Genomic DNA, 25,531 nt, shown 5'->3' with positions numbered 1-25,531 from the left:
CCAGGGGCACCCGTCCGCCCGAGGAACCGCACCACCGGCCCCGCCCTCTTCTCCCGGCCCGCCCGCGGGTCACCCGTCCGCCCGGGTGTGCCCCTCGTGGGCCAGCAGTGCGGTGAGCGCGCCGACGGGGTCCTTGTCCGGGGTGCCCCGGGGCCACCAGTCCTCGCGGTCCGTGTCCGACTCATACCCGTACCAGAGGCCGTCGCGGCCGAAGCGGAGCTGGAGCGCGGAGGTGGACAGGCGGTTGCGCCGCGGGCGGAAGTGCGGGAAGTCGGCTGCCGCCAGGGCGGGCCGGGCGCGGTCGAAAGGCCCGGCGGGCGGATCCCAGGGCTCTTCCAGTACGTCGAGGGCCGGGCGCCCTCCCTGGCGCCAGGCGGCCACCGCCCGCGCCAGATCGGTGGGCGTACGGCCGGTGGCGGCCGCGAGATCCCGGTACAGGGCGCGGGTGGAGGCGGTGAGCCCGGAGCCGGGGTGCGCGGCGGCCAGCCGGACCGCGTCCTGCCAGACGCTGAGCCCGGCGATGGGGTCCGCACCGCTGCTCAGCAGGGTGTGGGCGCGGGAGGCCGCCTCGCCGGCGAGGAGATCGAGGGCGATCGGGTCGGGCGCGCCCGTCGCTTCGGGGTACACGGGCGGCCGGCCCGGCTGCCCCGGCAGCGGGAAGGGCGGCGGGAGGGCGGGAAGCCGTCCGCGGGCCAGGACCTCGTGCGCCGGGACGGTCGGCAGGGGCGCTGCGGCGGTGCGCTCGGACGCCGACCGGGTGGCGTTGCGGTGGGAGAGTTCGGCCAGGATGTCCCGCTCCCCCATGCCTCGCATCAGGAAGAGCACGAACGGATCCCGGTCCAGCAGCCGCGCCGTCTGGTAGCAGAGCGCCGCCGCGTGTTTGCAGGGGTAGCCGTCGTCCGGGCAGGAGCAGTCGGGCACGAGGTCGCCCGGTGTGGGCAGCAGCTCCGCCGCCGTGGCGAGTGCCTGGGGCACGTCCTTGTCGAGCAGGGCCGCGATGTGCTCGGGGCGGTCGGCCGCGGCGGCCAGGAAGTCCTGCCAGTCTTCGTCGGAGAGCGTACGCAGACGGATCTCCGTGCGGTACGGGCGCGCTCTGCTGCCGTGGACGTACGCGGTGACGCGGCCGGGGGTGACCGTGATCGCGTCGACATGGCCTCCTCGCGCGTACGTCCGGCCCCGGGCCAGCCTGGCGAGGTCCAGGGCGGTGTCCTCCAGCGCCCGGACCCAGGCGTTCCCCCACCAGCTGGACGCGAACTCCCGGCCGGTGCGGGGCTCCAGGGCGGGGAACGTCCGCCTGCGGTCGTCGTGCCGCAGGGCCGGGGAGCCGTGCCGCGACGCCGGAGAGCCGTGGTGACGGCCGGTGGAGTAGGGGCCGGTGCGGCGGCCCGGTGGCGGGGTCATCCGGGCCTCCGCAGCGAGACGAGATCGGCCAGTTCACGGTCGGTCAGCTCGGTGAGGGCGGCCTCTCCGGAGCCGAGGACCGCGTCGGCCAGTGCCTTCTTGGCGGCGAGCATTCCGGAGATCCGGTCTTCCACGGTGCCTTCCGCGATCAGGCGGTGGACCTGGACGGGCCGCGTCTGCCCGATACGGTACGCCCGGTCCGTGGCCTGCTCCTCGACGGCGGGGTTCCACCAGCGGTCGAAGTGGACGACATGGCCCGCCCGGGTCAGATTGAGCCCGGTGCCCGCCGCCTTGAGGGACAGGAGGAACACCGGTGCCGCGCCCGACTGGAAGCGGTCGACCATGCGCTCACGCTCGGCCACGGGCGTTCCTCCGTGGAGCAGTTGGGAGGGAATGGCGCGGGTGGTGAGGTGCTGTGACAGGAGGCGCGCCATGGAGACGTACTGGGTGAAGACCAGGACCGATCCGTCCTCGGCCAGGATGGTCTCCAGCAGTTCGTCGAGGAGGGCGAGCTTGCCCGAGCGCCCGGCCAGCCGGACCGCACCTCCCCGGGCGGAGGTGCCCCCGCCTCCCGGGGAGCCGGCGGGGCCGCCGCCCCGTCCCCCGTACTCCTTGAGGAACTGCGCCGGGTGGTTGCAGATCTGTTTGAGGTCGGTGAGCAGCTTCATCACCAGACCCCGGCGCGCGATGCCCTCGGCGGCCTGGATAGCGGCCATCGTCTCCCGTACGACGGCCTCGTACAGCGAGACCTGTTCACGGGTGAGCGCGACGGGATGGTCCGACTCCGTCTTGGGCGGCAGCTCGGGCACGATGCCCGGGTCGGATTTCCTGCGGCGCAGCAGAAAGGGCCTGACCAGGCGGGCCAGGCGCTCCACCGCGTCGTCGTCCTCACCCAGCTCCACCGGACGGGCATGGCGGGCCCGGAACGTCTTCAGGGGTCCGAGCAGCCCCGGGGTCGTCCAGTCCAGCAGGGCCCACAGCTCGGAGAGGTTGTTCTCGACGGGGGTGCCGGTCAGCGCGACCCTGGCGGGTGCCGGGATCGTCCGAAGGGCCCTGGCCGTCGCGGAGAACGGGTTCTTCACGTGCTGTGCCTCGTCGGCGACCACCAGCCCCCAGGTGTGCCCGGCCAGCCGCTCCGCACTGGTGCGCATGGTGCCGTAGGTCGTGAGCACGAACCCGCCCCCGGTGTCCGGAAGGGTCCGGTCGGTGCCGTGGAACCGGCGGACGGGCACCCCGGGGGCGAACCGGGTGATCTCCCGCTGCCAGTTGCCGAGAAGCGATGCCGGGCAGACCACGAGGGTCGGTGCGGGGCGGTCGCGGTGGAGATGGAGGGCGATGACCGTGACCGTCTTGCCGAGGCCCATGTCGTCGGCGAGGCAGCCGCCGAGTCCGAGCGAGGTCATGAGGTCGAGCCAGGCCAGTCCGCGCAGTTGGTAGTCGCGCAGGGTGGCGGTCAGGTTCCGGGGGGCCTCGACGACGGCCGGACCCGCCGTGAGCCGGTCGCGCAGTGCCGCGAGGGCGCCCGTCGGCACGGCCTCCACCGTCTCGCCGTCGACCTCCGCCGTGCCGGTCAGCGCCGCCGCCAGCGCGTCGACGGGCTGAAGCAGTCCCAGCTCCCTCTTGCGTGCCTTGCGGACGAGATCGGGATCCACGACCACCCACCGGTCCCGCAGCCGAACGATCGGGCGGTGCGATTCGGCCAGGGCGTCCATCTCCCGCTCGGTGAGCGGATCTCCGTCGAGAGCCAGCTGCCAGTTGAACTTCAGCAGTTCCTCGCTGTCGAAGAAGGGCGTCCCGTCCGTCGCGGACCCGGGAGCCGGCCGTACGACCGCGGCGGCCGAAAGCGTGCGTGCCAGTTCCTTCGGCCAGTGCACGGTGACCCCGGTCGCGGCCAGCCGGGCGGCACCGGGTCCCAGCAGCTCGTACAGCTCGTTCTCGGTGAGCGCCAGCACATCGGGCACGTCCCGTTCCAGCAGCCCGGCCAGCGGCGCCCAGACCCGCGCCGCCCGGCGCAGGGCCAGAACGGTGTCGATCCTGGCCCGGGGCCCGAAGTGCGCCTCGCCCTCCCCCGCCCACAGCCGGGCCGCGTCCACGACGATCGTGGGGTCGGCGAGGCTGTGCACCTGGACCAGGGCGGCCGCCGCTCCCCGCCTGTCCTCGTCCGCGCCCTCCTCGTCGGCGATGTCGAAGAGCCGGAACGCGGACAGGTCGAGCCGCAGGGACACCCGTACGCCCGCGTCCATGCCCGCGGCGGCCTCGGCGGCCCACTCCCGGGCGCCGGGCAGATGCTGGGCGGCGGTGGCCGCGAAGGGCGCACCGGCTGCCAGCGCCGCCGCCGGTGTCCGGGGCAGGGCATCGGCCACCGAGTCGAAGAAGGACCGCACCAGGGCCTCCGGCTCGGGCAGCCTGAGTGGTCCCGGACCGGTGGCGGGCGTGGCGTACGCCTCGTACGGCATGGCGGCGGCGATCGCCCTGAGCTGGGCGATGTCGGCGGCGTCCAGGGGGCCCGCGCGCCAGGCGTCGTGATCGGCCGCGGTGAGTCCGGGCAGGATTCTGCCGCGGGCCACCAGGTGCAGGGCGTGCAGTGCGGCGGCGCCCCAGCAGGCCGCCGCGGGATGTGCGGCCGGATGGCTTCGGGCGCGGGCCAGCACCGGCACGGCCTCGGCGACGGACAGCAGCACGGCGGGGACCGCACGGCTTCGGACAGCCGTCGCGTCGGGGATGGCGGTGTCCGCCGGAGGCTCCGGCATCGTCTGCTGAACGACGGTGATCTCGCCGGTCGACTCCTGCGGCAGGTCTCCGTCGGGGGCCCAGAAGGCGACCCTGCCCTCACGCGGCAGCGCCGCGGGAAGGAAAACCGCGGCACATGTGTGCAGCGGACGCGCGGTCCCGGATGTCATGGGTCACCTCCCACCCTCGTCGGTCGCGTACCGGAGTGCTGATCTACGACCTTACGGGCGGGGTCTGACATCGAGCTCATTCATGGGAACGGGCGCGACTCCGTTCGCCCGGCGGAGCACCCCCTGACCAGGGCCTTCTCCAAACGTACCCGGCTCTTTCCGGCGCCCGGCGCCCTCTGTTCACGGAGTCCGGCGCACCCGGGGCGGCGGCTGGATCCGCGGGGAGCCGGGGGCATCGGCGGGAGGCTCCGCGTCCACGGGCTCCCCGTCCAGGTGAACGGCCTCCGGATCGCCGACGGGGCCCGCGTCCTCCTCGGCCTCCCGCTGCGCGGCCCGCTCCGGCCCGGTCACGGGGACCCCGTACGCCTCCCCGATCTCATACGTCTCCACGGCCGGGCGCACCTCACGCGGCTCGTCCCCGCGTGGGGCCGCCGGCTCCGGCTCGATCTCGATCCCCGGCTCTCCGACCGGAGCCGACGGAGCCTCCACCGAGGTCCCAGCCGGTGCCGGTGCCACCGCACTCCCCGCGGCCCCCCGCTCCGACGGCAGCGACGGCTCCGCTCCGGGCTGTGCCTGCTGCGCGCGCTCCAGGAAGCGGAGAAGCTCCACCGGGAAGGGCAGCACCAGGGTGGAGTTCTTCTCCGCGGCGACGGCGACCACCGTCTGCAGCAGACGCAGTTGCAGTGCCGCGGGCTCCCTGGACATCTGCCCGGCCGCCTGGGCCAGCTTCTTCGACGCCTGGAGCTCCGCGTCCGCGTTGATCACCCGGGCCCGCCGCTCACGGTCGGCCTCCGCCTGGCGCGCCATCGAGCGCTTCATGGCCTCGGGAAGGGAGACGTCCTTGATCTCCACACGGTCGATCTGTACGCCCCATCCCATGGCCGGGCTGTCGATCATCAGCTCCAGGCCCTGGTTGAGTTTCTCGCGGTTGGAGAGCAGATCGTCGAGATCGCTCTTTCCGATGATCGAACGCAGCGACGTCTGCGCCATCTGCGAGACGGCGAACCGGTAGTCCTCCACCTCGATGACCGCGTCCGCCGCCGCGACGACCCGGAAGTACACGACCGCGTCCACGCGAACCGTCACATTGTCCCGGGTGATGCCCTCCTGGGCGGGGATCGGCATCGTCACGACCTGCATATTGACCTTCTGGAGGCGGTCCACCACAGGAACGATCATCGTGAACCCCGGCCCCCGGACGGCGCCTCGCAGCCTGCCGAGGCGCAGCACCACGCCTCGTTCGTACTGCTTGACCACCTTGGCCGCCGCCATCGTGTACACGGCGAGACCCGAAGCGGCCGCGATGCAGGCGATCACCAGCTCCTCGACCATCAGGGCACCCCCTTCTGTCCGAGCCGACGCTCCTTACCACGGTATGCCCAGGACCGTCCCCGGGGCGAACGTGCGAATCCCCCCAGGGGCCGGGTCTCAGAGCTCGAACCAGCCGTGTCCGCGGTATCAGTCGCTGCCCGCCCGGAGCCGGTCGCACACGGCGCGCTCCAGCCCGCCGGGAGGCGACTCCGGCGGCGGTTCCGGATCGCCGGACACACAACCGACCGGGTCCGAGTCCTCGGCGGGAATCCGCCGGCAGCCGTGCCCGGACCGGCGCGGTGTGTACGGACAGGGCCCGCGCGGGTTCTTCGGGAGCACGGACGCGGGTGCATCCTGGAAGGCGGAGAGTGAATCACCATGCGCACCGGGAGTGAACCGATCACCGCACGCAGTCCGCTGCGGATGCGGTTCTGGCTGAGCGTATGGGGTCTGATCTGGACCGGAGGGGGCACGGCGATCTTCGCGATCACGTCCCATCCCGGCTGGGCCGTGCTGTGCGGAGTCCTGATGCTGATCGTCCTCGTGGACATGGTCCTGATCGTGCGGCACATCCGGCAGGGGCCGCACTACCAGCCGGGCCGGAACATTCCTCCGTACGAGCCGGTGCACGAGGATCACCGGGCCCGCTCCGATCCGGGGCGGCCGCACCGCGACGGGCCGGACCACGCCGCGTAGGACGGGCGGTGAAGGACGCAGGGGAGCGATGCAGGACACAGGGCGGGCCTGTGGAAGCCGGAACGCCCTCTCACTCCTCCGTATCGAAGCGGGCAGCCTTCAGATACTCCGGCTTGGGATCGAGGGCCGCCGCCAGCCGGAAGTGACGTTTGGCCTGCTCGGGGCGGCCCGCGCGCTCGAAGGTGCGGGCGAGTGCGAAGTGCGCGAACGCGTTGTCCGGCTCTCGCTCCAGGACCAGTTCGAATTCCAGTTCCGCGGGGCGCAACTGGGCCGCGGCGAAGAAGGCCCGGGCCCTCAGGAGCCGGGCGGCCGTGTTCTCGGGGTGGGCCGCTATGACCCCGTCCAGCAGTTTGACGGCACCACGGGGATCCCGCGCGGCGAGCAGTTGCTCGGCTGCGCGGTAGTCGATGACGTGCGTCTGCGGATCGCTTGGGGGCACGGTCAACATCCTTCCCACTGCCGAGGCGTTCCAACACCGGTCCCGGCAGCGGTATTCCGGACGGTCGCGGAACTCCGGGATCACCGCGCCCCGGCCGCACCCAGGGCCGCGACGCCCAGACCGATCACCATCACCACCAGCCCCGCAGCCACGAACGCCCATTCCACCCCGGTCCGCTCATGGCCGTCCACCACGACCTCCCGGGGATCATCGGGGTCGTACGACAGCCGGGTCCTGCTCCCCTCGGGCAGTCGCGGCACCGGGGAGACGATCTCCACGACCCGGCCGTCCCGGGTCTCGTACTGCAACAGCGGTCGCTCCCCGCCGGGCGGCGGAGGCTTCACCACGGCGGTGGCGGAGTGGCCCGCGCCCCTGATGCGACGGGTCTGCCGCAGGCCGTACGCGCCGGCGAGCACGGCCACCAGCCCGGCCAGCACGGTGATGGCGCCGAAGACGATCTGCACCACGTCCACGCTAGCCGCGCTCGGGGCCCTCACATGCTCGCTTGACGGATCTCTGACGGGCGGCGGGCTCCCGACACCGCTTGCCAGGGTGGCCGGGCGTGGCCGGGCACCTGTGGCCGGAACTGCCGACCTGGTCCCGAGGCCCCGCTCCGGCGCGCCGGTCGTGGCGGGTTCCTGCCACGGGCAGGACTATCGGGTGTCAGCCCGCCGGACCAGTTCCTCCCACACCGCACGGACCTGCGGTTCCAGGTTCTCCAGGGGGCCGTTGTTGTCGATGATCAGATTGGCGATCGCGCGCCGCTGTTCCCGCGTGGCCTGGGCCGCCATCCGCGCCCGGGCCTCGGACTCGGTCATTCCGCGCAGCCTGACCAATCGGTCCAACTGCGTCTCGGGTGCGGCGTCCACCACGATGACCAGGTCATACAGTGCCGCGAGCTTGTTCTCGGTGAGCAGCGGTACATCGTGGACGACGACCGAGTGTTCCGCCGCGGATTCGGACAGCTCCCGCGATCGCGCTCCGACGAGAGGGTGCACGATCGCGTTGAGGGTCGCCAGCCGGTCCGGGTCGGCGAAGACGATCGATCCCAGCTTTGGCCGGTCCAGGGTTCCGTCGGCGGTGAGGATCTCGCGACCGAACGCCTCGACGACGGCCCCGAGCCCCGGAGTGCCGGGCTCGACGACCTCACGGGCGATCTTGTCGGCGTCGACGAGCACGGCTCCGTACGACTCCAGGAGCCGGGAGACTTCGCTCTTGCCGGCGCCGATTCCACCGGTCAGGCCTACAGACAGCATGAGCGGCAGCTTAGCTTCCGGCCTTGCGGCATCGGCCTCCGGCCGGTGGTCTCAGGAGTCGCCCTCCCGTTCCGCGAGGAAGCGCTCGAATTCGAGACCGATCTCGTCCGCGGAGGGCAGGTCGACCGGTTCGGCGACCAGGCTTCCCCTGGACTCGGCGCCCGCAACGGCGTCGTACTGGTGCTCAAGTCCCTGCACGAGCGCGACCAGTTCCTCGTCGCCCTCGCCGATCTGGCGCTCGATCTCGTTCTGTGTGCGGTGGGCCTCGGTGCGCAGGGAGTGGGCGACGCCGGGCAGCACGAGGCCGGTAGCGGCGGTGATCGCTTCCAGAGCGGTCAGCGCGGCGTCCGGGTAGCTGGAGCGGGCGACGTAGTGCGGCACATGCGCGGCGACACCGAGGACGTCATGGCCCGCCTCCATGAGGCGGTACTCGACCAACGCCTCGGCGCTCCCGGGGACCTGGGCCTCGTCGAACGGGCTGCGGTGGCCGGGCATGAGGTCGGTTCGGTTGCCGTGCGGGGTGAGGCCGACCGGGCGGGTGTGCGGAACCCCCATGGGGATGCCGTGGAAGTTGACCGACAGACGTACTCCGAGGCGCTCGACGATCTGTCCGACGGCCGCCGCGAATCGTTCCCACTCCACATCGGGCTCGGGGCCCGACAGCAGCAGGAACGGTGCTCCGGTGGCGTCCTGGACCAAGCGGACGTCGATGTCCGGTGTGTCGTACGAGGTCCAGCGGTCGCGTCTGAAGGTCAGGAGCGGTCGGCGTGCCCGGTAGTCCACCAGCCGGTCGTGATCGAACCGGGCCACCACCTGATGAGGCAGCGTGGAGAGCAGGTTGTCGACGATCTGCTCGCCGGTCTCACCCGCGTCGATGTATCCGTCGAAGTGGTACAGCATGACCAGTCCGGCCGATTCCTGCGCGAGCGCCACATCGACGACGGCGAGGCCCTTCGGCTCCCATTCGTACAAACCCTGCGGATCAAGCACGATTACCGCTCCTCCTCGTCTCTGTGAACGAGAACGCGCGGTGACGCACGGGCATTCCCCTCACACGGTACGAACACACGGGAGGTGGCGGCGGACCGGCTGCGGCCCCGAATCATGTAAGGCCCGCTCCCCAGGGGGGAGCGGGCCTTACATATCAGCTGTCAGTCAGCCGGTCAGAGCCTCAGCTCTGGCCACCGGCCAGCTTCTCGCGGAGGGCGGCGAGCGCCTCGTCCGACGCCAGGGCGCCGGAGTTGTCGTCCGACTCCGAGGAGTACGAACCACCGGTCGGCGCGGCGGCCGGAGCGGCCGTGCCACCCTCGGCAGCGGCGGCCTCGTCGGCCTCGCGGGACTTGATGACCTGAGCCTGGTGCTGCTCGAAGCGCTGCTGCGCCTCGGCGTACTGGGTCTCCCACGCCTCGCGCTGGGTCTCGAAGCCCGGCAGCCAGTCGTTGGTCTCCGGGTCGAAGCCCTCGGGGTAGATGTAGTTGCCCTGGTCGTCGTACGACGCGGCCATGCCGTACAGCGTCGGGTCGAACTCGACGGACGCCGGGTCGGCACCGAAGGACTCGTTGGCCTGCTTCAGCGAGAGGCTGATGCGACGGCGCTCGAGGTCGATGTCGATGACCTTGACGAAGATCTCGTCGTTGACCTGGACGACCTGCTCCGGGATCTCCACGTGGCGCTCGGCCAGCTCGGAGATGTGGACCAGGCCCTCGATGCCCTCGTCGACGCGGACGAACGCACCGAACGGCACCAGCTTGGTGACCTTGCCGGGAACGACCTGGCCGATCTGGTGCGTACGGGCGAACTGCTGCCACGGGTCTTCCTGGGTCGCCTTCAGCGACAGGGAGACACGCTCGCGGTCCATGTCGACGTCGAGGACCTCGACGGTGACTTCCTGGCCGACCTCGACAACCTCGGACGGGTGGTCGATGTGCTTCCAGGACAGCTCCGAGACGTGGACCAGACCGTCGACGCCACCCAGGTCCACAAAGGCACCGAAGTTGACGATCGAGGACACCACACCAGACCGCACCTGGCCCTTCTGGAGGGTGGTGAGGAAGGTCTGGCGGACCTCGGACTGGGTCTGCTCCAGCCAGGCACGGCGGGACAGGACCACGTTGTTGCGGTTCTTGTCCAGCTCGATGATCTTCGCCTCGAGCTCCTTGCCCACATAGGGCTGGAGGTCGCGGACACGGCGCATCTCCACGAGGGAGGCCGGCAGGAAGCCGCGGAGGCCGATGTCGAGGATGAGTCCACCCTTGACGACCTCGATGACGGTACCGGTGACGATGCCGTCTTCTTCCTTGATCTTCTCGATGGTGCCCCAGGCACGCTCGTACTGGGCACGCTTCTTCGAGAGGATCAGGCGGCCTTCCTTGTCCTCCTTCTGGAGAACAAGGGCCTCGATCTCGTCGCCGACCTTGACGACCTCGTTCGGGTCGACGTCGTGCTTGATCGAGAGCTCGCGGCTCGGGATGACACCTTCGGTCTTGTAACCGATGTCGAGCAGGACCTCGTCCCGGTCGACCTTCACGATGACGCCGTCGACGATGTCGCCGTCGTTGAAGTACTTGATCGTCTCGTCGATCGCGGCGAGGAAGGCTTCCTCGTTACCGATGTCGTTGACCGCTACCTGCGGAGTGGCGGTGGTCTCGGTGCTGCTCGTCATGTGGGAAAGGGCTCCGGTACGGACATTGAAGTCGTAGGTACTGCTACGCCGAGAGCCCGTATCGCAGCTGCAAGAAGCCGGACAGCCTAGGAAACGCCGAGCCGGTCGGCGCTCCGAAAGCAGACCGAGCTTCCGGAAACGACATTCCGCCTGGAGGCGCCTCGTGAACCGAGGGGACATACATACAGATGCGAGCGCGGCCTGCTCTGTCTGAGGCACGCAGGCCCGCAGCGCAACTTGTAGCATACGGGGGCAGCGGTAGACGGTCAATGCGCGAAGGCGCACACCCGGGGCGGATCGCCCCATACCCGGCACAACTAAGGTTTGCGGAGGCCACCGTGGCCGCCCTCGGCCGCGCTGAACGCAAACTACAACGACGGTGAAGATGAGCCAATACACGGAAGCGGGATCGGCGTCGGCGGGCACCCGCGCGGGCACGGGTGCAGCGCCGGAACCGGAGCCGGAAGCCACCCGCCGTGACACGGACGACGCGGAGAGCAGCCGGGCCAGCCGGGGCTGGTGGGACCGGAACGCGGATGACTACCAGAACGAGCACGGCGCGTTCCTGGGCGACGACCGATTCGTCTGGGGCCCGGAGGGACTCGACGAGGCGGACGCCGGACTCCTCGGCCCCGCGGAGTCCCTGAAGGGTCTCGACGTCCTGGAGATCGGCGCGGGCGCGGCCCAGTGCTCGCGCTGGCTCACCGGCCGGGGCGCGCGGGCCGTGGCACTCGATCTCTCCCACCGGCAGCTCCAGCACGCGCTCCGCATCGGCGGGGGTGTTCCCCTGGTGGAGGGCGACGCGACGGCGCTGCCGTTCCGGGACGGCTCCTTCGATCTCGCCTGCTCGGCATACGGAGCGATCCCGTTCGTCGCGGACCCGGTGCGGGTGTTCACCGAGGTGCACCGGGTCCTGCGGCCCGGCGGCCGCTGGGTCTTCTCGGTCACCCACCCCGTCCGCTGGGCCTTCCCCGACGAGCCGGGCCCGGAGGGCCTGAGTGTGTCGGCCTCGTACTTCGACCGCACCCCTTACATCGAGCAGGACGCGGAGGGGCGTGCCGTGTACGTGGAGCACCACCGGACGGTCGGCGACCGGGTACGGGACGTGGTCGCGGGCGGTTTCCGGCTGGTGGATCTGGTCGAGCCGGAGTGGCCGGCGTGGAACAGCCAGGAATGGGGCGGCTGGTCCCCGCTGCGGGGGAGCCTCATTCCGGGGACGGCGATCTTCGTGTGTGTACGGGACTGAGGCTCCGCCTCGCGGTGGGGCGCGGTCCGGTCCGGCGCCCGGGGGTCGACGCTCGCAGGACGGGGGCAGACGGGACACCGGGACGCGGAACGGATCTCGGAGGGTCCGGGATCTCGGCCGGGAGCAGGACCGGGACGGGGAGTCGGCCGGAAGCGGGTGCGGGAGAAGACCGGGGCCGGGCCGGGACCCCGACCGGGCCCGGGGTCCGGACCTCGGCCGGGCCGGGCAGCCGCCGGGTCCGGCTCGCCGACGCTGGTGATCAGGCCGCTGGAACAGGTCCGCGGTACGGGATCCTGCCTCACGGGGCTGCCGTCGCCCGGCCGGGCCGCCCCGGCGGGCATCCGGGCCTGGCATCCGATGCCATTTGTCATATGAACTGATGGATTCGATGTGCTGTGGACAACCAGGAACACGGCTCGCGCGGACGGACAACACTGAAGCCATGATCCGAACCGACGCACTCGACCGCCTGCCGGTACGCCACGCCGTGCCCGATCTGATGACCGCGCTCGACGAGCGCGGCACAGCGGTCCTGCACGCTCCCCCGGGCACGGGGAAGACGACCCTCGTGCCGCTGGCACTGGCCGGGCTCGTCGGTGACGGCCCACGTCGGCGGGTGCTGGTCGCCGAGCCGCGCAGGATGGCGGTGCGGGCGGCCGCGCGCCGGATGGCGTGGCTGCTCGGCCAGGAGGTCGGCGACTCCATCGGCTACACGGTCCGCGGCGAGCGTCGGACCGGCCCGGCCACCCGCGTCGAGGTGGTCACGACGGGTGTGCTGTTGCAGCGCCTTCTCCGTGAACCCGAACTCCCGGGGGTGGACGCGGTGCTGCTCGACGAATGCCACGAACGCCATCTCGACGCGGACACCGCGATGGCGTTCCTCGTGGACATACGGGCGGTCCTGCGGCCGGAGCTGAACCTGGTCGCGGCCTCGGCGACGGGCGATGCCCAGGCGTGGTCACAGCTGCTGACCGTCCTGGACGGGACGGGGCCCGCACCGGTCGTCTACAGCAGGGGCGAAGGCTACAGCTGCGGGATCCGGTTCGCCGCTCCTCCCTCAGGGATCCGGCCGGCACACGGGATGTGGGTCGATCCGGCGCTGCTGCGGCATGTGGCATCGACGGTGCGGCTCGCTCTCGAACGGCACGAGGGTGACGTCCTGTGCTTCCTTCCGGGCACGGGCGAGATCGCGCGGACGGCCGGGATGCTGGACGGAGTGGACGCCGAGGTGCTCTCGTTGCACGGGCGTGCTCCGGCCGCCGTACAGGACGCCGTGCTCCGGGGCAGCGGAGATGGGCGGCGGCGCGTGGTGCTGTCCACCTCGGTGGCCGAATCCAGTCTGACGGTGCCGGGTGTGCGGGTGGTGGTCGACTCGGGGCTGGCGCGCGAGCCCCGGATGGACCATGCTCGCGGTCTCGGGTCGCTGGCGACCGTCCAGGTATCGGTCGCGGGCGCGGCCCAGCGTTCCGGCCGCGCGGGACGAGAGGCGCCGGGATCGGTCTACCGGTGCTGGGCGGAGGCCGACGACGGGCGGCGTCCGCGGTTCCCCTCGCCCGAGATCAGGATCGCGGATCTGGCCGCGTTCGCCCTGCGGGTGGCCTGCTGGGGGGATCCCACGGCGGCGGGACTCGCCCTCCTGGACGCTCCGCCCGCCGGAGCCATGGCCGCGGCGAGACAGACGCTGACCGCGATCGGCGCGCTGGACGGGGACGGCCGGGCGACGGACCGAGGGGTCCGGATGTCCCGTCTCGGGGTGCATCCCCGTCTGGCCCGTGCCCTCCTCGACGGTGCCCCCGAGGTGGGCGAGCGCAGGGCCGCCGAGGTGGTGGCCCTGCTGAGCGAGGAGCCACCGCGCGACTACGGCGACGATCTGGCCGCCGCCTGGCGGGCCGCCCGCCGCGGCGGCGACGGCTACGCGGCCCGCTGGCGCGCCGAGGCCCGGCGGCTGGCGTCCTCGCTGTCACCGGCGGAAGTCCCGGCCGGAAGGACCGGCGCCGGTCAGGAGCGGCACTCCGGAGCACCACTTCCGGGAACGGGTACCGGTCCGGGTGCCGGGCCCCACGCCGCTGCCGCCGGCCCGCCCGGTGCGGGGAGCGGTTCCGGCCCGGCCGCGGACCCGGGTGCGGGCGCGGGGCTCGGTGCGGCGGCCGGCTCCAGCCTCGGAGCGGAGACCGGGACGGGCGGAGAGCGGACGGCCTCCCGTGCGGGTGCCGAGTCGGCCGACGGGTCGCACGGTGCCGGCCGCCCGACCGGGGATGGGCTCGGCGATGACGCGGTCGCCGGACTGATCACCGCCCTCGCGTTCCCCGAGCGGGTGGCCAGGGCGCGGGGTGAGGGCGCGTTCCTCATGACCTCCGGGACCAGGGCCGAGGTCGGGCCCGGCTCGGGGCTGCGCGGTGCCGGGTGGCTGGCTGCCGCGGTCGCGGACCGGCCCGCGTCCACGGCATCCGCCCGGGTGCGGCTCGCCGCGGTGATCGATGAGGACATCGCGCGTACGGCCGCCGCACATCTCCTCGGTTCGGCCGAGGAGGTCCGCTGGGAGGACGGCGATGTCGTCTCCCGGGACGTACGGCGGCTGGGTGCGATCGAGCTGTCGGTACGCCGTATCCGGGACCCGGACCCCGGCCTTGTGCGGGAAGCCCTGCTCGACGGACTGCGGAGCGAAGGACTGGAGCTGTTGGCGTGGTCCCGGGACGCCCGGGGGCTACGGGAGCGGCTGGCCTTTCTGCACCGGGAGTTGGGCGAGCCATGGCCGGATATGTCGGACGCCGGGCTGCTCGGCCGCCCCGGGGACTGGCTGGAACCCGAGCTGTCGCGAGCGCGGAGAAGGGCCGATCTGGGACGGATCCCCACAGAGCATGCCCTGCGGCGGCTGCTGCCGTGGGCGAGCGGGGAGGCGGCCCGGCTGGACGAGTTGGCGCCGGAGCGGATCGAGGTGCCGAGCGGATCACGCATACGCGTCGAGTACGGCGGGGAGCAGCCCGTCCTCGCGGTGAAGCTCCAGGAGTTGTTCGGGCTGCGGGAGACGCCGAGGGTGGCGGGGGTGCCGGTGGTGGTGCACCTGCTCTCCCCGGCGGGAAGGCCGGCCGCCGTCACGGCTGATCTGGCGTCGTTCTGGAAGGAGGGGTACCGGTCCGTACGGGCGGAGTTGCGGGGGCGCTATCCCAAGCACCCCTGGCCGGAGGACCCGTCGGTCGCGGAACCGACCCGCCACACCAAGGCGCGGCTCGACAGGGGCCGTTGAGGCGGACCGCCCTCCGCCCGGAGCTCCCCGGAGGTGCGGGCTGCTCCGGTCGCACGCACGACCGCGGCCCGGGTCGTGCGATACCTCCACCGGAGGGGGCGATATCACCGGGCCGGCCCGGTGGGTCCCGGGGGTCTTCGGGTCCGTCGCCGTCCGGTGCCGCTGGGGCGCCAGGTCCTGCCCGGCGGTTCCGGAGCGCTCGCCGGACGCCCCGGAGCCCCGCGCCAGGTCCTGCCCGGCGGTTCCGGACCGATTGCCAGGTGCCTCGGAGCCCGCGGGTCCGGTACCCGCGCCGCCGGTGGACGCGGTGCCTCCGCCGTACGCGGCGCTGCGGTACGCCTCACACCGGCTGCTCCAGCGCTCCTCCCGAGGTCCGCCGCGCGTCGGCCCGTATCGCGGAACGGGGCGTCGGTCCGTACCGCGGGGCCCGCACGGCGCCCGGACGGTGTGGGGCGCCGAGGCTGTCGGCGGCGCGCCCGCCGGTACCGCCCGTGGCGGGAGGGGAGCCGCGCGGGTCCCGGGATTCACGGCGTCCGGAGCGGTGTCACACCGGGACCGGTTCGGGCTCGGGGTCGGGACGGCGTTGCCGGGGACGGCGGCTGCGGGCCTCCAGGACGAGGGACAGCGTCAGGAGCCCCCCGGCCAGAAGAAGGAATCCCCAGGGAAGATACGAGGTGAGCAGCAGGACCAGCAGGCGCTGGGACTTCACCAGTTCGACGGTGTGGTCCACATAGTCGGGGCGCATCTTCACATGGCCCGCGAAGGCGGTGACCTTGTCCCGGCCGCCCAGGAGCGTGCCGCCCCGGAGTTCCTCGGTGTGGATCTCCTCGCCGTTGACGGGGGCCCCGGTCACCGGGTCGACCCAGAACATCCGCTTGGTGGTGTACCAGCGGGTGGTCCCGGTCTGTTTCTCCAGCGTGCCGGCGTCGATACCGGGGATGGGCATCTTCTTGGGGAACGGCACCTTGGTCCAGGGAATGGTCTGCTCGAAGTAGTACACATCGAGTCCGCGGTACTTCTGCGTCCCCCGGTAATGGATGGGGGCGGAGGTACGGGTCTGGGCGTCGAAGTACTCGTAGTCCCGCTTCTCGGTGAGGAAGGGCCACTTGTACTCGATGCCCTCGCGCCGGACCGGTTCGCCGTCGACGGATTCCCCGGTCGCGTGGACGGGTGCCTGACTGTGGGCGTCGAAGATATAGCGCTCGGGGATCTGGGACACCATCTTGCCGTCGGGTCCCTGGACATAGGAAAGGGTGTCCCAGACGACGACATCGCGGCCGGCGCTGCGTTCGATCTTCTCGGATTCCTCCACATTGCCCTTGAGGGTCTGGACGATGGTGAGTTTCTCGACCTCTTTGGCCCGGAGGGTGCCGTAGTCGAGGAGGGTGGCGGGCTTCGCCTCCATGACGACCTCCTGGTACTGGCTGGGCGGGATCTTGGCGAGCCGGGGGAAGGCGTACCAGCGCAGCAGGGGTGAGAGTGCGGCGAAGAAGACGGCGAAGGCGAGAAGTACCAGGCTCGCTCGGCGGTGCATGGGCCGGCCCCCCTACTTCTTGGGGCCGGGGACGGTGGTCAGCAGCGGTCTGGGGGAGGTCTCGCCCGGGGGTGCGCCGATCCCGGTCATGGTGAGGATGAGGGCGAAGGCTGCGGCCAGCCCGATGGCGGCGGCGACGAGGGCGCGCATGCTCGGCCTCCCGGGTTCGGATCCCAATGCATCTGACACGACGTCAGGGCTGGGGCACCGTAGCAATCGGGCGGTGAGATGAGAACACGTTGCACCGCCCCTCCACCGGGTGGCGGTCGAGGGGCGGTGCGAGGAGTGAGCCGTGAAGGAGGTCGGGACAGTGGAGGTCAGGATGCCGGAGTGGCCGACTCCGTGGGTGCGGGGGTGGCGATGACCTTGAGTTCGACGGTCAGGGTCGCGCCACCGGCGGCGGTGAGACGGAGGGTGAAGGTGCCGGTCCGGTCGTCCGCGAAGAGCTTCGGCAGGCGCAGGGCGCCGTCGGCGCCGGTCCTGAGATCGGTGAGTGTGCGGATCGCCTTGCCGTCGGCGTCCTTGAAGTGGGGGCCCTTGTCGTTCTCGGCCGGGTCCCCCTGGACGGGATTGATCAAGGTGGCCGTGACGGCGACACCCGGGGCGGCGTCGCCGCCGAAGGTGGCCCGGACAGCCACGGTGTCCGCGAACTCCGTTCCCGGGGCGGCCGTCAGGGCCTTGGTGTCGGTCCGGATGAGGGTATCGGCGGTGGGCGCGGTGACCCTCGCGGGGAATTCGGCCGCGGGCACCTGGTGCCCCACGGCCGTGACACGGACGGTGAACGTACCGGTCTTCTCTCCTGCCTTCAGAGCCGGGGAGACGGCCCTGCCGTCACTGCCGGTGGCGAGGAGGGCGGTCTTCTTGCCTCCGGGGAAGGCGGTGTCCGTGTCGCCCGAGATCTCGAAACGCACCTTCTGCCCGGCGACGGCCCGGCCCATGGCGTTCTTCACCCGCACGGTGACCCGCTCGGAGAACTGCCGTCCGGTGACCGCGGACAGCTCTCCGGTGCCCGCGTTCTCCACCCGGGACACGGGCACGGGGGTGGTCGGAGGGGTGGGCGGCTCGGGCTTCGGCTTGGTCGTGTTGCCGGGCTTCGGCTTGTCCTTCGGCTTGTCGCTCTGCTTGGGCGGGGTGGCGGGAGACGTCGGCGAGGAAGGAGGGGCCGGAGTGGACGGGGACGAACCACCCGAACTGTCCGGGGTCTCCGAGTCGGGCAGCGCCCCGGTCCCGTCGGGCACCTCGTGCGTGCCGCGCTTGTAGTACTCGAACCAGGACAGAACCGTACGGAGGTACTCACGTGAGTGGTTGTAACCGAGGATCGCCCGGTCGAGATCCGCCTGGACGGTCAGGTCCCGGTTTCCGACGCAGAGGTAGCGACCGGCGGCGAGAGCCGCGTCGTAGATGTTGTTGGGGTCCTTGCGACCGTCGCCGTTGCCGTCCTGGCCCCAGGTCGCCCATGTCGACGGGATGAACTGCATCGGGCCGACAGCGCGGTCGTAGGTGGTGTCCCCGTCGTAGGCACCGTTGTCGGTGTCCGAGATATTGGCGAAGCCGACACCGTTGAGGACCGGACCGAGGATCTTGGAGGTGGTGGTCCCGTTGGCGTCGACCTTGCCGCCGCGCGCCTGGCCGGACTCCACCTTGCCTATCGCGGCGAGCAACTGCCACGGCACCTTGCAGCCGGGGTCGGAGGACGCGATGGTCTGCTCGGCCCGCTTGTAGGCGGCGAGGACCGTGGCGGGAATGCCCGCCTCGGACGGTCCGGTCACCGGGAGGCCGGTGGAGGCGTCCGCCTTGGCCGGGGTGTTCAACGGCGGGAGGTCCGTGTAATAGGGGGAGTTGCCCGAGACGGGCGTACCGGGCGGCGGTGTCGCGTCCGACGTCTCCAGGCTCCCCTGGCCGTCAATGGTGATGGCATGCGTAATGCCGGGCGCCTGTGATGCGGAGAGTGCCGCTACCGCGGCAGCGGCGACCGCGGTGGTGGTCGCTCCCCTGCGGAACCGGCGGCGGAATTGCGCTGCCATACGTATGTCCCCTCCCCGAGCGGCTGACCGCGCTCCCGATGCGTCGACTCAGGCGACCCTACGGCAACCACGGGCGCCAGAACACCGGACCTTGACCGTTATTCACCGATTAGACACTTCCGCGCCGCCGCCCGGAATCAGCGACACGGGATCACGCATACTGGGCGGCGGTGATCAACACTCCTGACCGGTCCGGTCAGCAAGGGTCACGGGGGGCTGTTCGTCGATGCCGTTCACACTGAGCCATGTCGCCGCGGTGCTGCCGGGCCTTCGCGCGGACGGGACCGCGCGCGGTCCCCTGGTCGCCTCGGCGCTGGTGATGGGCTCGCTGGCACCGGATATGACGTACTTCGCGGCGACGCTCGTACCCGGGGCCATGGGGTTCGGGCGCTTCACCCACTCCCCTGCGGGCGTGCTCACCGTCGATGTGGCGGTGACGGCGGTCCTGGTGGCTCTGTGGCTGATGATGCGCGAGCCCCTGCTCGCCCTGCTGCCGGGAGCGTGGCAGGGCCGTGTCCACGCCGTACTGCGCGGGCGGCGCCGGGACAAGTCCCTTGCGTCGGGGTGGTGGTTCTGCGTGTCGGCGGTGATCGGTGCGACCACGCATGTCGTCTGGGACGCGTTCACCCACCACAGCAGATGGGGTACGGAGGTGCTGCCCGTACTCAATGAGCGGGTGGGCGGACTTCACGGCTATCAGCTGGCGCAGTACGGTTCGTCGGTGCTCGCGGCCACGGTGATCCTCTGCTGGGCGGTGTCCGCGCTGCGCCGACAGCCCGCGCTGCCCGCGCCTGCCGGAGTACCGGTGCTGGACCGACGGTCGCGGCGGCTCGCGGCCGCGGTCCTGGGCGGGTGTCTGCTGGCCGGGGCCGTCGAGCGATGTGTGCGGTGGTACGGGGTCAACGGGCCGGTGAGTTCGGTGCTCGACATCATCCCGGACCGCCTGTTTCGGTGCGGGGGCGGGGCTGGCCCTGGGCCTGGTGGTGTACGGGGCGGGAATGCGCCGGCGCGAGCGGGCGAGGGAACGGACGTCCGTCCGACTCTGAGATCCGGCGACCGCACCGCAGCGCAAGCGGACGGTGCCTGCGCCGCCGACGGAGACCGGCCGAGGGCGCGCCTCACCGTCCGGGCGCCCACCTCGCGGCCTCTGGCCGGTGTGTCGTACGCCGTCAGGTGCTCGCCGTACACCCCCGGGGCGCACCGCCCCGATACCTTCCGGCCCGCCCGCCGAGTTCCGGCCGTCCGAACGCTTCGGCCGGTGCCGGGTACGCAAGGAACTCCCGGGCGCCGTACGCCCGCTGCATACGCCACGCGCGACCCTCGCCCCTGGGAATCCCGCGAGCCCCGAGCACACCCTCAGCTCCGGGCCCCCGTTTCCCGGTCCAGGCCACGGTCACCGACCGGGAAGCGGGAAGGCGGAGGGCCCGGGAGGCGTTCAGTGTGCCGCCGACTCCCAGTCCGGGCCGACGCCCACCGAGACGTCCAGCGGTGCGCTCAGGGACGCGGCCGACGACATCTCGCGCCGTACGATCGCCTCGACGTCCTCCCGCTCCCCCGGCGAGATCTCCAGCACGATTTCGTCGTGGACCTGGAGCAGCAGCCGGGAGGACAGCTTGGCCTCCTGGAGCGCGTCGTCCACCTTGAGCATGGCGATCTTGACGATGTCCGCGGCGGTGCCCTGGATCGGGGCGTTCAGCGCCATGCGCTCGGCGGCCTCCCGGCGCTGGCGGTTGTCGCTGTTCAGATCGGGCAGATAGCGGCGGCGGCCGAGCATCGTCGCCGTGTACCCCGTGGCCCGTGCCTCCTCCACGACATGGTGCAGATAGTCACGGACCCCGCCGAAGCGCTCGAAATAGGTGTCCATCAGGGCCCGCGCCTCGCCCGCCTCGATGTTCAGCTGCTGGGACAGGCCGAACGCGGAGAGTCCGTACGCCAGGCCGTACGACATGGCCTTGATCTTCCGGCGCATCTCCGGGTCGACGGCGGAGGTCTCCACGCCGAACACCTGTGAGGCCACGGTGTTGTGGAGGTCCTCGCCCGAGGTGAACGCCTGGATCAGGCCCTCGTCCTGGGAGAGATGGGCCATGACGCGCAGCTCGATCTGGCTGTAGTCGGCGGTCATCAGCGACTCGAAGCCCTCGCCGACCACAAAGCCCCGGCGGATGGCGCGGCCTTCGTCGGTACGCACCGGAACGTTCTGCAGGTTCGGGTCGGTGGAGGAGAGACGGCCGGTGGCCGCGACGGTCTGGCTGAACGTGGTGTGGATACGGCCGTCCGCCGCAATGGTCTTGACCAGGCCCTCGACCGTGGAGCGCAGCCGGGCCTGCTCGCGGTGGCGGAGCATGATGACCGGCAGCTCGTGCTCGGTCTGGGCGGCGAGCCAGGCCAGCGCGTCGGCGTCCGTGGTGTAACCGGTCTTGGTCTTCTTGGTCTTGGGAAGATTCAGCTCCCCGAAGAAGACCTCCTGAAGCTGCTTGGGCGAGCCGAGGTTGAACTCGTGGCCCACCGCGTCGTGGGCTTCCTTCACCGCCTGCTGGACGGCTCCGGCGAACAGCTGCTCCATCGCCTCCAGATGGGCGCGGTCGGCGGCGATGCCGTGCCGCTCCATCCGCGCCAGCAGCAGGGAGGTGGGCAGCTCCACATCGTGCAGCAGCTCGGTCGCGCCGACCTCGGTGAGCCGGAGGCCGAACGCGTCCCCGAGGTCGAGGACGGCACGGGCCTGGGCCATCAGCGCGTCGGCCTCGGCCTGTTCGTCCGTGCCGAACGCCAGCTGGCCGTCGGCCGCGGCCGGGGCCAGCTCACGGCCCAGATACTCGATCGAGAGGGCGTCCAGGGCGAAGGAGCGACGGCCGGGCTTGACGAGATAGGCGGCGAGCGCCGTGTCCATGGTGATGCCCGCGATACGCCAGCCGTGCTCGGGGAAGACCCGCAGGGCCTCCTTGGCGCTGTGCACGACCTTGGGGCGCCGCGGGTCGGCGATCCAGGCGGCGAAGGCCCGCTCGTCGGCCTCGTCCAGCTGGGTCGTGTCGAACCAGGCCGCCTTCCCGTCGGCCGCGGCGAGCGCGACCTCGGCGACACTCCCGACACCGAGGGCCCAGCTGCCGACCGTGGCCACGCCGAGCGGCTGTTCGCCGTGACGCTCCAGCCAGGGGCCCAGCTCTCCTGCGGAGAGAACGGAACCGTCCAGCTCGACACCCGCGGCCGGGGCCGGGGCTTCCTCGGCCGCCGCGCCGGGGTCGACGGCGAGCAGCCGCTCGCGCAGGCTGGGATTGCGGATCTCCAGGACCTCCAGGAAGCCCTTGAGCGCCGTCCTGTCATACGGAGCCCGCTCCAGGTCGGCGACCGTCCGGGACAGCTCGACGTCCCGCACCAGCTCGGTGAGGTGCCGGTTGAGCTTGACGGCCTCCAGATGATCGCGCAGAGCCTGGCCGACCTTGCCTTTGACCTCGTCGGCGCGCTCGACCAGCTCGGCGAAGGAGCCGAACTGGTTGATCCACTTGGTGGCCGTCTTCTCGCCGACACCGGGGATGCCCGGGAGATTGTCGGACGGGTCCCCGCGCAGCGCGGCGAAATCGGGGTACTGCTGCGGGGTCAGTCCGTACTTCTCCTGGACCTTCTCCGGGGTGAAGCGGGTCAGCTCGGAGACGCCCTTGGTCGGGTAGAGCACGGTGACACGGTCGCTGACCAGCTGGAAGGAGTCCCGGTCGCCGGTGACGATCAGCACGTCGAAGCCCGCGGCCTCCGCCTGGGTGGCGAGGGTGGCAATGATGTCGTCGGCCTCGAAGCCGTCGACCGCGCACCGCACCGCGTTCATGGTGTCGAGAAGCTCGCCGATCAGCTCGACCTGGCCCTTGAACTCGTCGGGGGTCGACGAGCGGTTCGCCTTGTACTCCGGGAAGTCGTCGGACCTCCAGGTCTTGCGGGACACGTCGAAGGCCACCGCGAAATGGGTGGGCGCCTCGTCGCGCAGCGTGTTCGCCAGCATCGACGCGAAGCCGTAGACGGCATTGGTCGTCTGACCGCTCGCGGTCGAGAAATTCTCCGCGGGCAGCGCGAAGAACGCCCGGTACGCCAGGGAGTGCCCGTCCATGAGGAGCAGGCGCGGACGGTTGTCGTCTGGGGTCTTCCTCGATGCTGTCTCAGCCACGGACACGATCCTGCCACGCCCCACTGACATTGCCGCCCACACCGGGCTCACCAGCGGCGCTGTCGGTGGCCCGTGGCAGGATTGCCCGTGACAGATCCGCATGGCGGCAGCACAGTCCGTACGTACGGTGACCGGTCGCCCGCGCGGACCGGCGGTGCGCGGGGGCTGCGCCCGCCCGGCGGTGGGATCTCTCGCGAGGGGAGCACGATGGCCAGCAAGCCGCCCACAGACGACCCGGTCCAGGACGCGCCGCAGGTCACCGCCCCGCAGCACGCGGCGGCCGGCGCCACCGCCATCGGACACACTCTGAGGACCGCCCAGCGGCAGATGGGTGTCCGCCGCACCGCGCAGACCCTGCTCAAGGTCAATCAGAAGGACGGCTTCGACTGTCCCGGCTGCGCCTGGCCCGAGGGCGACAAGCGCCACACCGCCGAGTTCTGCGAGAACGGCGCCAAGGCGGTGGCGGAGGAGGCGACCCTGCGCCGGGTCACCCCCGACTTCTTCGCGGCGCACCCGCTCGGCGATCTGGCCTCCCGCAGCGGCTACTGGCTGGGGCAGCAGGGCCGTATCACCCAGCCCGTCCTGCTGGCCGAGGGCGGGGACCGCTACGAGCCGGTGAGCTGGGAGCGGGCGTTCGCGATCATCGCCGAGGAACTGACCGCCCTCTCCTCCCCCGACGAGGCGCTCTTCTACACCTCGGGCCGTACCAGCAACGAGGCGGCGTTCCTGCTCCAGCTCTTCGCCCGCGAGTTCGGCACGAACAATCTGCCCGACTGCTCCAACATGTGCCACGAGTCCTCCGGCTCGGCGCTCACCGAGACGCTCGGCGTCGGCAAGGGCAGTGTCTCCCTGGAGGACATGCACCGGGCCGATCTGATCATCGTGGCCGGACAGAACCCCGGGACGAATCACCCCCGGATGCTCGCCGCCCTGGAGAAGGCCAAGGCCGCCGGGGCGCGGATCATATCGGTGAACCCGCTGCCCGAGGCCGGTCTGGAGCGGTTCAAGAACCCCCAGACCCCGCGCGGCATGCTCAAGGGCGTCGCGCTGAACGATCTGTTCCTCCAGATCCGCATCGGCGGCGATCAGGCGCTGTTCCGGCTGCTGAACAAGCTGATCCTGGAGACCGCGGGAGCCGTCGACGAGGAGTTCGTCCGCGAGTACACCCACGGGTACGAGGAGTTCGCGGCGGCGGCCCGCGCCGCCGACTGGGACGAGACCCTCGCGGCGACGGGGCTCGACCGGGCCGGAATCGAGCGGGCGCTGGAGATGGTGCTGGAGTCCGAGCGGACGATCGTCTGCTGGGCGATGGGCCTGACCCAGCACAAGCACTCGGTGGCCACCATCCGGGAGGTGGTCAACTTCCTGCTGCTGCGCGGCAACATCGGCCGCCCCGGCGCCGGCGTCTGCCCGGTGCGCGGTCATTCGAACGTCCAGGGCGACCGGACGATGGGCATCTTCGAGCGTCCCGCGCCCGCTTTCCTGGACGCCCTGGAGAAGGAGTTCGGCTTCGCGCCGCCGCGCCACCACGGCTTCGACGTCGTACGGTCCATCCGGGCGCTGCGCGACGGCGAGGCTCAGGTCTTCTTCGCGATGGGCGGGAACTTCGTGGCGGCGACGCCGGACACCGAGGTCACCGAGGCGGCGATGCGCAGGGCCCGGCTGACCGTCCATGTCTCCACCAAGCTCAACCGCTCGCACGCCGTGACGGGCAGACGCGCCCTGATCCTGCCCACGCTGGGGCGCACGGACAGGGACGTCCAGGCGGGCGGACGGCAGGTGGTGACGGTGGAGGACTCCATGGGCATGGTGCACGCCTCCCGCGGCAACCTGCCGCCCGCGAGCCCGCATCTGCTCTCCGAACCGGCGATCGTGGCGCGGCTGGCACGGGCGGTCCTGGGGGCGCGTTCGTCGACGCCGTGGGAGGAGTTCGAGCGGGACTACGCGTCGATCCGCGACCGGATCGCACGGGTGATCCCCGGCTTCGAGGACTTCAACGCGAAGATCGCCCGTCCGGGCGGTTTCACCCTGCCGCACGCGCCCCGGGACGAGCGGCGTTTCCCGACCGCCACGGGAAAGGCCAACTTCACCGCCGCGCCGGTCGAGTTCCCGGAGGTGCCCGAAGGCAGGCTGCTGCTCCAGACACTGCGCTCGCACGACCAGTACAACACCACGGTCTACGGACTGGACGACCGCTATCGCGGGATCAAGGGCGGGCGCCGTGTCGTCCTGGTGAACCCGGACGACGCGCGCGAGCTGGGCCTGGCGGACGGTTCGTACACCGATCTGGTGAGTGAGTGGCAGGACGGGGTGGAGCGGCGGGCCCCCGGCTTCCGGGTCGTGCACTACCCGACCGCGCGGGGGTGCGCGGCGGCGTACTACCCGGAGACGAATGTGCTTGTGCCGCTGGACTCGACGGCGGACACGAGCAATACGCCGGCGAGCAAGTCGGTGGTGGTCCGGTTCGAGGCGGTGTAGGCGGGTCCGGGGTGTCCGGAGCGGATGGGGTGGGGCCGGGTCTCCACCCGCGGGCCCTCGCCGAGTGGCCGGCCCCACCCACCAGGTCCGACCTCAAACGCCGGACAGGCTGAACAGTCCACCCCCGCCCGCAGGCACCATCCGGCCTCAGACGCCCGACAGGCTGGAAACAGGCAGCCCTGCCCGCGGGCAC

16 protein-coding genes and 1 pseudogene are annotated in these 25,531 nt (G+C 71.5%); 5 read left to right on the top strand and 12 right to left on the bottom strand.

Annotated features, from left to right (window positions below; genetic code table 11):
• Nucleotides 1–69: 69 nt before the first annotated feature.
• From ACIBCM_RS03155 to ACIBCM_RS03145, 3 genes are all read right to left on the bottom strand, one after another.
• The gene (locus ACIBCM_RS03155) at nucleotides 70–1,401 is read right to left on the bottom strand and encodes an SWIM zinc finger family protein (protein ID WP_399239518.1); all 1,332 of its coding nucleotides are present in this window, start codon (nucleotides 1,399–1,401) and stop codon (nucleotides 70–72) included.
• Nucleotides 1,398–4,301 carry an SNF2-related protein gene (locus tag ACIBCM_RS03150; RefSeq protein ID WP_399239516.1) on the bottom strand — a complete coding sequence of 968 codons (2,904 nt, stop codon included), beginning with the start codon at nucleotides 4,299–4,301 and terminating at the stop codon, nucleotides 1,398–1,400. The genes ACIBCM_RS03155 and ACIBCM_RS03150 overlap by 4 nt, the downstream gene beginning before the upstream one ends.
• A 180-nt stretch (nucleotides 4,302–4,481) precedes the next feature.
• Nucleotides 4,482–5,633, bottom strand: a complete 1,152-nt coding sequence (locus tag ACIBCM_RS03145; RefSeq protein ID WP_399239514.1) for an SPFH domain-containing protein — start codon at nucleotides 5,631–5,633, stop codon at nucleotides 4,482–4,484.
• A 357-nt stretch (nucleotides 5,634–5,990) separates the two neighbouring features.
• Here ACIBCM_RS03145 and ACIBCM_RS03140 point away from each other — a divergent pair, with 357 nt between their 5' ends.
• On the top strand, nucleotides 5,991–6,308 hold the full coding sequence (locus ACIBCM_RS03140) for a DUF6343 family protein (protein ID WP_399239512.1): 318 nt from the start codon (nucleotides 5,991–5,993) through the stop codon (nucleotides 6,306–6,308).
• Nucleotides 6,309–6,378: 70 nt separating this feature from the next.
• Here ACIBCM_RS03140 and ACIBCM_RS03135 read toward each other — a convergent pair whose 3' ends face one another.
• From ACIBCM_RS03135 to rpsA, 5 genes are all read right to left on the bottom strand, one after another.
• Nucleotides 6,379–6,756, bottom strand: a complete 378-nt coding sequence (locus ACIBCM_RS03135) for a tetratricopeptide repeat protein (RefSeq protein ID WP_399239510.1) — start codon at nucleotides 6,754–6,756, stop codon at nucleotides 6,379–6,381.
• Nucleotides 6,757–6,827: 71 nt separating this feature from the next.
• The gene (locus ACIBCM_RS03130; RefSeq protein WP_399239508.1) at nucleotides 6,828–7,211 is read right to left on the bottom strand and encodes a DUF3592 domain-containing protein; all 384 of its coding nucleotides are present in this window, start codon (nucleotides 7,209–7,211) and stop codon (nucleotides 6,828–6,830) included.
• Nucleotides 7,212–7,400: 189 nt separating this feature from the next.
• Nucleotides 7,401–8,003, bottom strand: coding sequence for a dephospho-CoA kinase (coaE, locus tag ACIBCM_RS03125; protein ID WP_399239506.1), 603 nt, complete (start codon nucleotides 8,001–8,003; stop codon nucleotides 7,401–7,403).
• A gap of 51 nt (nucleotides 8,004–8,054) precedes the next feature.
• Complete coding sequence (locus ACIBCM_RS03120; RefSeq protein ID WP_399239504.1) at nucleotides 8,055–8,993, bottom strand: PAC2 family protein; 939 nt, start codon at nucleotides 8,991–8,993, stop codon at nucleotides 8,055–8,057.
• Between the two features lie 181 nt (nucleotides 8,994–9,174).
• Complete coding sequence (rpsA, locus tag ACIBCM_RS03115; RefSeq protein WP_384719569.1) at nucleotides 9,175–10,665, bottom strand: 30S ribosomal protein S1; 1,491 nt, start codon at nucleotides 10,663–10,665, stop codon at nucleotides 9,175–9,177.
• A gap of 385 nt (nucleotides 10,666–11,050) precedes the next feature.
• On the opposite strand from rpsA, the gene ACIBCM_RS03110 reads away from it, so the two are divergent.
• Together ACIBCM_RS03110 and ACIBCM_RS03105 are read left to right on the top strand one after the other, a co-directional pair.
• Nucleotides 11,051–11,911 (top strand): class I SAM-dependent methyltransferase, encoded by an 861-nt coding sequence (locus tag ACIBCM_RS03110; protein WP_399239501.1) that lies wholly within the window; start codon nucleotides 11,051–11,053, stop codon nucleotides 11,909–11,911.
• Nucleotides 11,912–12,353: 442 nt separating this feature from the next.
• Nucleotides 12,354–15,155, top strand: a complete 2,802-nt coding sequence (locus ACIBCM_RS03105) for an ATP-dependent RNA helicase (RefSeq protein WP_399239499.1) — start codon at nucleotides 12,354–12,356, stop codon at nucleotides 15,153–15,155.
• Between the two features lie 544 nt (nucleotides 15,156–15,699).
• Here ACIBCM_RS03105 and ACIBCM_RS03100 read toward each other — a convergent pair.
• The 3 genes from ACIBCM_RS03100 to ACIBCM_RS03090 all read right to left on the bottom strand — a co-directional run bounded on the left by ACIBCM_RS03100 (nucleotide 15,700) and on the right by ACIBCM_RS03090 (nucleotide 18,713).
• On the bottom strand, nucleotides 15,700–16,689 hold the full coding sequence (locus ACIBCM_RS03100; RefSeq protein ID WP_399239497.1) for a DUF3068 domain-containing protein: 990 nt from the start codon (nucleotides 16,687–16,689) through the stop codon (nucleotides 15,700–15,702).
• A 12-nt stretch (nucleotides 16,690–16,701) separates the two neighbouring features.
• Nucleotides 16,702–16,839, bottom strand: coding sequence for an SPW_0924 family protein (locus tag ACIBCM_RS03095; protein ID WP_399239495.1), 138 nt, complete (start codon nucleotides 16,837–16,839; stop codon nucleotides 16,702–16,704).
• Nucleotides 16,840–17,006: 167 nt separating this feature from the next.
• A complete protein-coding gene (locus tag ACIBCM_RS03090) occupies nucleotides 17,007–18,713 on the bottom strand; it encodes a lytic transglycosylase domain-containing protein (protein ID WP_399239493.1) in 1,707 nt (568 codons plus the stop codon).
• Nucleotides 18,714–18,939: 226 nt separating this feature from the next.
• On the opposite strand from ACIBCM_RS03090, the pseudogene ACIBCM_RS03085 reads away from it, so the two are divergent.
• Nucleotides 18,940–19,759: pseudogene (locus ACIBCM_RS03085) on the top strand (DUF4184 family protein).
• A 389-nt stretch (nucleotides 19,760–20,148) separates the two neighbouring features.
• On the opposite strand, the gene polA reads toward ACIBCM_RS03085, so the two are convergent.
• Entirely contained in the window at nucleotides 20,149–22,860 is a 2,712-nt protein-coding gene (polA, locus tag ACIBCM_RS03080; protein WP_399239491.1) for a DNA polymerase I, read from the bottom strand.
• Between the two features lie 207 nt (nucleotides 22,861–23,067).
• Here polA and ACIBCM_RS03075 point away from each other — a divergent pair, with 207 nt between their 5' ends.
• Nucleotides 23,068–25,338, top strand: a complete 2,271-nt coding sequence (locus tag ACIBCM_RS03075) for an FdhF/YdeP family oxidoreductase (RefSeq protein ID WP_399239489.1) — start codon at nucleotides 23,068–23,070, stop codon at nucleotides 25,336–25,338.
• Nucleotides 25,339–25,531 lie beyond the last annotated feature (193 nt).

This window comes from Streptomyces sp. NPDC051018, from assembly GCF_044456085.1.
GTDB lineage: Bacteria > Actinomycetota > Actinomycetes > Streptomycetales > Streptomycetaceae > Streptomyces.
This window is presented reverse-complemented; position numbering and strand designations above follow the sequence as displayed.